This window comes from Streptomyces sp. MZ04, assembly GCF_004684775.1.
Lineage (GTDB): Bacteria > Actinomycetota > Actinomycetes > Streptomycetales > Streptomycetaceae > Streptomyces.
The window spans coordinates 1-8527 of sequence record NZ_SRIC01000331.1 but is presented as its reverse complement, the minus strand read 5'-3'; the positions used below and the strand labels follow the sequence as shown (position 1 = coordinate 8527).

Genomic DNA, 8527 nt, shown 5'->3' with positions numbered 1-8527 from the left:
GGGGAAAGAATCCCCGCATGAACCCCAGCCCCCACCTCACCCTCCCCGAGGTAGAAGCCATAGCCAGAGCGGCCCACGCCACTCAGAAGGACAAGGCGGGTCGGCCCTACGCAGAGCACCTGCAGGCCGTGGCCGAAGGCACCCGAGCCAGAGGCGGATCGGCGGACCAGATCGCCGCCGCCTGGCTCCACGACGCCGTGGAAGACGACGCGCTCACCGAGCAGTGGCTGAAGGACGCGGCCCTCACGCAACGTACGAAGGACATCGTCCGCGCCCTCACCAAGGAGCAGGGAGAAACCCCCGAGGCCTACGCCGCCCGCATCCTCGCCACCCCCGGCGCCCGCCTCGTGAAGGAGGCGGACATGGCCCACAACGCGAACCCGGCCCGCCTAGCGGAGCTAGACGGGCCGACCCGCACCCGCCTCACAGCGAAGTACGCCAACATGCGCGCCCTGCTGGGCGTATGAGCAGCCGCTAACCGGCGCCGGAAGAGGCCTTCGACCGCTCCCGCGCCAACGCCGCCGCGTCCCGCTTGAACGCCCACTCCATCTTCGGCTCCATGGCGAAGCGGAACATCCGCTGCACCGGAGGCGTACAGAGCAGGGTCACCACCGTCGCGGCCACCAGCGTCACGAGCACCTCACCGGCCGGCTTGTGCATCCACTCGTAGTCCTCGAACCAGCCCCAGAAGCGCGAGCCCTTGGCGAGGAATCCGTGCAGCAGATAGCCGTACAGCGTGCCCGCGCCGAGCACCGTGAACCACATCTTCCGGCGCGGCACCCACGCGAAGAAGCACGCGGTGAGGACGGCGGAGCAGCCGAACAGCGCCAGCGTCATGATGACACCGGCCCACCACGGCGCGCCCAACTCCTGCGCGCTGTCCCGGCGGTAGAACCACGCGGACGTCATCCGGGGAGCGGCCCAGTACGCCAGGAGCAGCGCGCTCGCGAAGACGGGGATGGACAGCAGCCGCACCTCGCGCCGCCGCACCAGCTGGAAGTACTCGGGCTTCATGAAGAGGCCGAGCACGAAGAACGGCATGAACTGCAGCACCCGCTGCAGATCGAGATCGTCACCGATGTCCGGCGAGATGGTGGCGAGGACGGCGATGGCGAGCGCGAGCGGCACCGGCCAGCGCACGACCTTCCACAGCGGGGTCGTCAGACGCCAGACGAAGAGCGCGACCAGGAACCACGTGAGGTACCAGGGGTCGAGCAGACTGATCGGCTGGGTCGGATCGTCGTCCGCGTAGCGCTTGAAGAAGGTGTACGCGACTTCGAAGATGACGTACGGCACGGCGACGCCGGTCACCAGACGCTTGAGCCGGTCGGCCCGCATGTCGAAGCTGCGCGAGAAGTAGCCGGAGATCAGGATGAACGCGGGCATGTGGAAGGTGTAGACGGTCATGTACAGCGCCTCGGCGGCGCGGCTGTGATCCGTCAGCGGCTCCCAGGAATGAGCCATGGCCACCAGGACGATCGCCAGATACTTGGCGTTGTCGAAGAACGCGTCGCGCTGCTTGGCGGGTTGGCCCGTGGAACCTGGTTTGCCTGATGGGGCGGTGTTGCCGGCCGCAGCGTGGGAAAGGGTCGCGGCCGTGGGGGTCTGGGGGGCGCGGGGAGTAGGCACTCCGGCCGCCGGCTCTTGGGCCGGGGGGAGCGGCGCCCGGTGGCGGCCGTGCGGTTGAACCGAGTTCGTCACAGGCCCTCCCACCATGAGCTCGGTGAGACGATCTGGGACCGCACTGCGCTTGCGGGGATGGTGGCAGCGTGGAACATCTGAGGCACCCTAGCGTCGCTCGAGTGTTTTCGTAAAACCCTCAACACAGCTGTCATCTCCATCACAGACGGTTCCTGACTAATACGGTCCGAGTACCCCGGGAATCACAGAAGTCGACATGGCGATTCACCTCCTTACGGCCCGCTCATCGGCCATCTGAGTGTCCAGAACGTCACAACTCATCCCGCTTAAACATCGCATAACGCCCGCAGGCGACTCTGGTGAAATGTCCGATTGATTGGCTCTTTGTGAAGCCCGCCGTGAAGCCCGATGTGTGGGCCCGGCGACAATTCGAATTTCCCGCGAACAACTTGTGTGGCGATGGAAACGATCAAGCCGAATTAGCGGACGTGCGCGGGGCTCGAATTGCCGTGTGGGGGCGCCGTGTTCACGCACCCCAAGGGCGCCCCCCGGCCGCCGGGGCCGCGCCCGGCACGGGCGGCGTTGGCCGACGATGTGTCACCGGCCGCATACCGAAGGCGCGTTGGTGGCACGATGGTTCTGGCGGGGGTGTGCGGGGTCGTACCCCCCGGGCCGGGGAGAGACCGACCTAGGGTGTGATCAGTGTGGCCATTTCGCTGTCAGTGGTGTTGCTGTTGGCGATCATCCTTGTGGTGCTGATCCGCGGGGGGTCGATCAAGGCGGGGCCCGCGATCGTCGCGGTGCTCTTCGGGTTCTTCCTCGCCTCGACGGGAATGGCACCCTCCATAAACCGCTTCCTCAACGAAGTGGCGGAGACCATCAACTCGATCAGCTTCTGAAACGCCTCAGGCCCGGTTCCGAGGAACCGAGCCTGAGGTCTGCAGAGCGGGCGACGGGAATCGAACCCGCGTAGCTAGTTTGGAAGACTAGGGCTCTACCATTGAGCTACGCCCGCACAGATCGCGCCACGGGAATCGCTGGTCAGTGACCGCGGCACGGCAAGCATCGTAGCGGGTCGGACGCACTCCCCGCACACCCCGTACGTACTCCCGATTAAGCGGGGGCCGCACTGCCTGCGGGCATGTACCCTACGTGTCGCACCGACGGGGTGTGGCGCAGCTTGGTAGCGCGTCCGCTTTGGGAGCGGAAGGCCGTGGGTTCAAATCCCGCCACCCCGACCACCAGGCTGATCGATCGAGGCCACCCCGCCGATCAGCCGCTCGACGGGTCTCTCAAGATCGCATTGTGGGTCGGCTCCCGCTTGCCGTTACTATGCAAGCTGTGTGCCCGTGTGTCTCTGAGCCGGGCAGAATCCCAAGAAGTCAGCCCCAAGGAGACCGAACCGTGAAGAGCGCCGTGGAGACCCTGAACCCGACTCGGGTTCGGCTCACTGTTGAGGTGCCCTTCGAGGAGCTCAAGGACAGCCTCGACGCGGCGTACAAGAAGATCAACCAGCAGGTCACGGTGAAGGGCTTCCGTAAGGGCAAGATCCCGGCCCGCGTCATCGACCAGCGGTTCGGTCGCGGCGCCGTTCTCGAAGAGGCCGTCAACGACGCGCTCCCGAAGTTCTACACCGAAGCGGTCAACGAGGCCGAGCTCAACGTCCTGGGCCAGCCCGAGGTGGACATCACCGAGCTGAAGGACAACGAGACCCTCAACTTCACCGCTGAGGTCGACATCCGTCCCGCGATCGAGATCCCGGACTATTCCGGCATCGAGGTCGAGGTCGACGCGGTCGAGGTCAGCGACGAGGACGTCGAGAAGGCCGTCGAGGAGCTCCGTGAGCGCTTCGCGTCCACCTCGCCGGTCGAGCGTGCCGCCGAGGACGGCGACGTCGTGACGATCGACCTGGAGGCCAAGGTCGAGGGCGAGGTCCTGGAGGACGGCGTCGCGTCCGGCGTCTCCTACACGATCGGCTCCGGCGAGCTCCTCGAGGGCATCGACGACGCCGTGAAGGGCCTGGAGGCCGGTGGCGAGGCCACCTTCACCTCCGAGCTCAAGGGCGGCTCGGCGGCCGGCAAGGAGTCCGAGGTCACCGTCAAGGTCACCCAGGTCGCCGCCCGTGAACTGCCGTCCCTGGACGACGACTTCGCGCAGCTCGCGTCGGAGTTCGACACCCTGGACGAGCTCAAGGCCGACAGCCGCAAGCGCCTCGAGAACATGAAGCAGTACGACCAGGCGACGCAGGCCCAGGAGCGCGTCCTGGAGAAGCTGCTCGAGCTGGTCGAGGTCCCCGTCCCCGAGAAGCTCCTCGCGGACGAGATCGAGACCCGCAAGCACAACCTGGTGAACCACCAGCTCGGCCAGATGGGCCTCGACCTCGCGAAGTACCTGGAGATCCAGGGCCAGACCGAGGAAGAGTTCGACGCTCAGACCAAGGAGCAGGCCGAGAAGGGCATCAAGACGCAGTTCGTCCTCGACGAGCTCGTCAACAAGGAGAAGCTGAACGTGAACCAGGAGGAGCTCACCGAGCACCTCATGCGTCGCGCGCAGTCCTCCGGCATGTCCCCCGACCAGTTCGCCCAGGCCGTCGTCGAGGGCGGCCAGGTCCCGATGCTGGTCGGCGAGGTCGCCCGCGGCAAGGCCCTCGCGGTCGTCGTCGAGGCCGCCACGGTCAAGGACACCAACGGTGAGGTCGTCGACCTCGAGGACGAGGACGAGACGGAGACGGCCGCGGAGGTCGTCGCCGAGGCGACTGACGGCGACGACGCCGCCACCGAGGAGAAGCCCGAGGCCTGAGCAGCCTCGCTCTGACGCTCGTACGACAGGCCCCCGGGATGTGATCCCGGGGGCCTGTCGCGCCCCCTGACGGGGCGCTCCCCGGTGGGGTGCTACCTGCGCTCACAGCGAACAGCCAGCTCTGCGGGATTCCCCGGACGGGGCTGAGCGTTAGGGTCCATGAATACGAGGGCAGGGGAGTCCCCGAAGCCGACCCGGAGCGGCCGCACGCGGGGTCCCTAGCCTCAGAAGAAGACGTGAGACGGCCCGGCGCCGTCGTAAGACGAGCAGGTGGATACGTGACGAATCTGATGCCCTCCGCCGCCGGCGACCCCTCCATCGGTGGCGGCCTCGGCGACCAGGTCTACAACCGGCTGCTCGGCGAGCGGATCATCTTCCTCGGCCAGGCCGTGGACGACGACATCGCCAACAAGATCACCGCGCAGCTGCTGCTCCTCGCGGCAGAGCCGGACAAGGACATTTTCCTCTACATCAACAGCCCTGGTGGATCCATCACGGCCGGCATGGCGATCTACGACACCATGCAGTACATCCAGAACGACGTCGTGACGATCGCGATGGGCATGGCCGCCTCCATGGGCCAGTTCCTGCTCAGCGCCGGCACGCCCGGCAAGCGCTTCGCGCTGCCGAACGCCGAGATCCTGATCCACCAGCCCTCCGCCGGGCTCGCGGGCTCCGCGTCGGACATCAAGATCCACGCCGAGCGTCTCCTTCTCACCAAGAAGAAGATGGCCGAGCTCACCGCGTTCCACACGGGTCAGACGGTCGAGCAGGTCACGCACGACTCGGACCGTGACCGCTGGTTCGACCCGGAAGAGGCCAAGGCGTACGGCCTCATCGACGACATCATGCCCAACGCGGCCAGCATGCCGGGCGGCGGCGGCACGGGAGCCTGAGCCTCACCGCTCAGCCTTCCGAAGCCGACACAGCCCACGCTCCTCAGGAGACCTACAGAGATGAAGAACTACCCCGGCAGCGGCCTCTACGAGCGCACCCAGGCCGAGTACACCGGCCCCACCGCCGAATCCCGCTACGTCATCCCGCGCTTCGTCGAGCGCACCTCGCAGGGCGTGCGTGAGTACGACCCGTACGCGAAGCTCTTCGAGGAGCGCGTGATCTTCCTCGGCGTGCAGATCGACGACGCCTCCGCCAACGACGTCATGGCGCAGCTCCTGTGCCTGGAGTCGATGGACCCGGACCGCGACATCTCGGTCTACATCAACAGCCCCGGCGGCTCCTTCACGGCGCTCACGGCCATCTACGACACGATGCAGTTCGTGAAGCCCGACGTGTCGACGGTCTGCATGGGCCAGGCCGCGTCCGCCGCCGCCGTGCTCCTCGCGGCCGGTACGCCGGGCAAGCGCATGGCGCTGCCGAACGCGCGCGTCCTGATCCACCAGCCGTACAGCGAGACCGGCCGCGGTCAGGTCTCCGACCTGGAGATCGCCGCCAACGAGATCCTCCGGATGCGTGCGCAGCTGGAGGAGATGCTGGCCAAGCACTCCACGACGCCGATCGAGAAGATCCGCGACGACATCGAGCGCGACAAGATCCTCACTGCCGAGGACGCGCTGGCGTACGGCCTGATCGACCAGATCATCTCCACTCGGAAGATGAACAACGCCTCGGTCGTCTGACGCAGCGCTGTAGCATCTGCCGTTCCTTGGCACGGTTCACGTCAAAGCGAACCGTGCCAAGGGGGGCCCGAACGGGGGGCCCGGCAAGGTACCGTCGGATATGAGGCACCAGGAGCCGCTGAACGTGGCGTCTCCCAGGCGAAGGGGAAGCACCTCGTGGCACGCATCGGTGACGGCGGCGATCTGCTCAAGTGCTCGTTCTGCGGGAAGAGTCAGAAGCAGGTCAAGAAGCTCATCGCAGGCCCCGGTGTGTACATCTGCGATGAGTGCATCGACCTCTGTAACGAGATCATCGAGGAAGAGCTCGCGGAGACGAGCGAGGTGCGGTGGGAGGAACTCCCCAAGCCTCGCGAGATCTACGAATTCCTTGAGGGATACGTCGTGGGCCAGGAGCCCGCGAAGAAGGCCCTCTCGGTAGCGGTGTACAACCACTACAAGCGGGTCCAGGCCGGCGAGACCGGCGGGGCGCAGGGCCGTGACGACGCGATCGAACTCGCCAAGTCCAACATCCTGTTGCTCGGTCCGACCGGCTCGGGCAAGACCCTCCTCGCGCAGACGCTCGCGCGCATGCTGAACGTCCCGTTCGCCATCGCCGACGCGACGGCGCTGACGGAGGCGGGATACGTCGGCGAGGACGTGGAGAACATCCTCCTGAAGCTGATCCAGGCCGCTGACTACGACGTCAAGAAGGCCGAGACCGGCATCATCTACATCGACGAGATCGACAAGGTCGCCCGCAAGAGCGAGAACCCGTCGATCACGCGCGATGTATCGGGTGAAGGAGTCCAGCAGGCCCTCCTGAAGATCCTTGAGGGCACCACGGCCTCCGTCCCGCCGCAGGGCGGTCGCAAGCACCCGCACCAGGAGTTCATCCAGATCGACACGACGAACGTGCTCTTCATCGTGGGCGGCGCGTTCTCCGGCCTCGAGAAGATCATCGAGTCGCGGGCGGGCGCGAAGGGCATCGGCTTCGGCGCCACGATCCACTCCAAGCGGGAGCTGCAGGAGAAGGACCGGTTCGAGGACATCATGCCGGAGGACCTGGTGAAGTTCGGGATGATCCCCGAGTTCATCGGCCGCCTCCCCGTGATCACCTCGGTCCACAACCTGGACCGCGAGGCCCTGCTCCAGATCCTCGTCGAGCCGCGCAACGCACTGGTGAAGCAGTACCAGCGCCTGTTCGAACTCGACGGCGTGGAGCTGGACTTCGAGCGCGAGGCCCTCGAGGCGATCGCCGACCAGGCGATCCTGCGCCAGACCGGCGCGCGTGGCCTGCGCGCCATCATGGAGGAGGTCCTCCAGTCGGTGATGTACGAGGTCCCGTCCCGCAAGGACGTGGCCCGCGTGGTCATCACGGCGGACGTCGTCCACTCGAACGTGAACCCGACGCTGGTGCCGCGCGATGCGCGGGGTCCGGGTGCGGGGGAGCAGAAGTCCGCGTAGTTTCCAGGCGTACGTGAAAGGGGCGTCCGGCGATTCGATCGCCGGACGCCCCTTCTCGTTGAACAGCCTTGTGCCGTCGGTTACTTGACCTCGACGCGGACGTCGTCCCGCAGGTTGGCCACCAGGCTGGCGACGTTCTCCAGCTCGATGTTCCCGCCGCTCGCGGTGACAGCGGCGTCGGAGTACGAGGTGTACGCGACCGTGCTGTGGTCACCCCAGATGCAGATCGGCGTCTTGAAGCTGTTGGGCACGCCCTCGTCGTCCGGACCGACCTCGCCCATCTTGAACTCGGCTTCCTGACACTTCATGATGCCGTTCTCGAAGCCGTCCGGCGTGAACTCCTCGGGGCTGCCGATGAGGGTCACGCTCCCGGGCTCCTCGGTGGACTTCTTCTTCATGTCGGCGAACATGGCATTGACGACCTTCTCCGGGTCCTCGATCTCGCCGTACACACCGGAGAAGTTGAGGGACTTCATGGTCGTGCCCTCGCCGTAGTTGTACGCGGCGAAGACGTCCTTGGGGTTGCTGACGCCCTGCTTCTCCAGGTCCTCGATGTCGCTCGACGACATGCCGCCGCCATCGCCACCGGCGGACGAGTCGGACTTCTTGTACTCGCCGCCGAGGACACTGGCGGGCGCCGTCAGCTTGTACGTCTTGCCGTCATCGGCGACGGACCCGCTGTCCTTGCCCATGGTGAACCACCAGACGCCGGCGCCGATCGCGGCGATGGCGACGACGGCACCGATGATGAGCCCGGTCTTCTTCCCCCCACCGCCGGCCGGCGGCCCCTGAGGGAATTGCCCGTACGGGGCCTGGGGCGGCTGCCCGTACGGGGCTTGGGGCTGCTGGGGGTAGCCGTAGCCGGGCTGCGGGGCCTGCGGCTGCTGGCCGTACGGCCCCGGCTGCTGCGGTTGCTGACCGCCGTACGGACCCGGCTGGTTGTAGCTCATTACGTGGGTTCCCCTCCGCACAATTGATGTGGTCCCGACATCCTGACTGATGGGGGT

The 8527-nt window shown here is 66.5% G+C and carries 8 protein-coding genes and 2 tRNA genes; 7 read left to right on the top strand and 3 right to left on the bottom strand.

Annotated features, from left to right (window positions below; all coding sequences use genetic code 11):
- Positions 1-17: 17 nt before the first annotated feature.
- Entirely contained in the window at positions 18-467 is a 450-nt protein-coding gene (locus E2651_RS38020; RefSeq protein WP_135335841.1) for an HD domain-containing protein, read from the top strand.
- 7 nt (positions 468-474) lie between these two features.
- Here the strand turns inward: E2651_RS38020 and E2651_RS38015 are convergent, their stop codons facing one another.
- Complete coding sequence (locus E2651_RS38015) at positions 475-1701, bottom strand: acyltransferase family protein (protein ID WP_135335840.1); 1227 nt, start codon at positions 1699-1701, stop codon at positions 475-477.
- Between the two features lie 644 nt (positions 1702-2345).
- Here E2651_RS38015 and E2651_RS38010 point away from each other — a divergent pair.
- Entirely contained in the window at positions 2346-2540 is a 195-nt protein-coding gene (locus tag E2651_RS38010; RefSeq protein ID WP_135335839.1) for a hypothetical protein, read from the top strand.
- Positions 2541-2585: 45 nt separating this feature from the next.
- Here E2651_RS38010 and E2651_RS38005 read toward each other — a convergent pair.
- A tRNA-Gly gene (locus E2651_RS38005) sits at positions 2586-2656 on the bottom strand.
- Positions 2657-2805: 149 nt separating this feature from the next.
- Between E2651_RS38005 and E2651_RS38000 the strand changes: the two genes are divergently transcribed.
- The 5 genes from E2651_RS38000 (at position 2806) to clpX (ending at position 7520) form a co-directional block, all read left to right on the top strand.
- Positions 2806-2882, top strand: a tRNA-Pro gene (locus E2651_RS38000).
- A gap of 163 nt (positions 2883-3045) precedes the next feature.
- On the top strand, positions 3046-4440 hold the full coding sequence (tig, locus tag E2651_RS37995; RefSeq protein WP_167829018.1) for a trigger factor: 1395 nt from the start codon (positions 3046-3048) through the stop codon (positions 4438-4440).
- Between the two features lie 290 nt (positions 4441-4730).
- Positions 4731-5336, top strand: a complete 606-nt coding sequence (locus E2651_RS37990; RefSeq protein ID WP_167829019.1) for an ATP-dependent Clp protease proteolytic subunit — start codon at positions 4731-4733, stop codon at positions 5334-5336.
- 60 nt (positions 5337-5396) lie between these two features.
- On the top strand, positions 5397-6077 hold the full coding sequence (locus E2651_RS37985) for an ATP-dependent Clp protease proteolytic subunit (protein ID WP_135335836.1): 681 nt from the start codon (positions 5397-5399) through the stop codon (positions 6075-6077).
- A gap of 156 nt (positions 6078-6233) precedes the next feature.
- Positions 6234-7520, top strand: a complete 1287-nt coding sequence (gene clpX, locus E2651_RS37980) for an ATP-dependent Clp protease ATP-binding subunit ClpX (protein WP_135335835.1) — start codon at positions 6234-6236, stop codon at positions 7518-7520.
- Between the two features lie 80 nt (positions 7521-7600).
- On the opposite strand, the gene E2651_RS37975 is transcribed toward clpX, so the two are convergent.
- Positions 7601-8470, bottom strand: a complete 870-nt coding sequence (locus E2651_RS37975; protein ID WP_135335834.1) for a hypothetical protein — start codon at positions 8468-8470, stop codon at positions 7601-7603.
- Between the last annotated feature and the right edge of the window lie 57 nt (positions 8471-8527).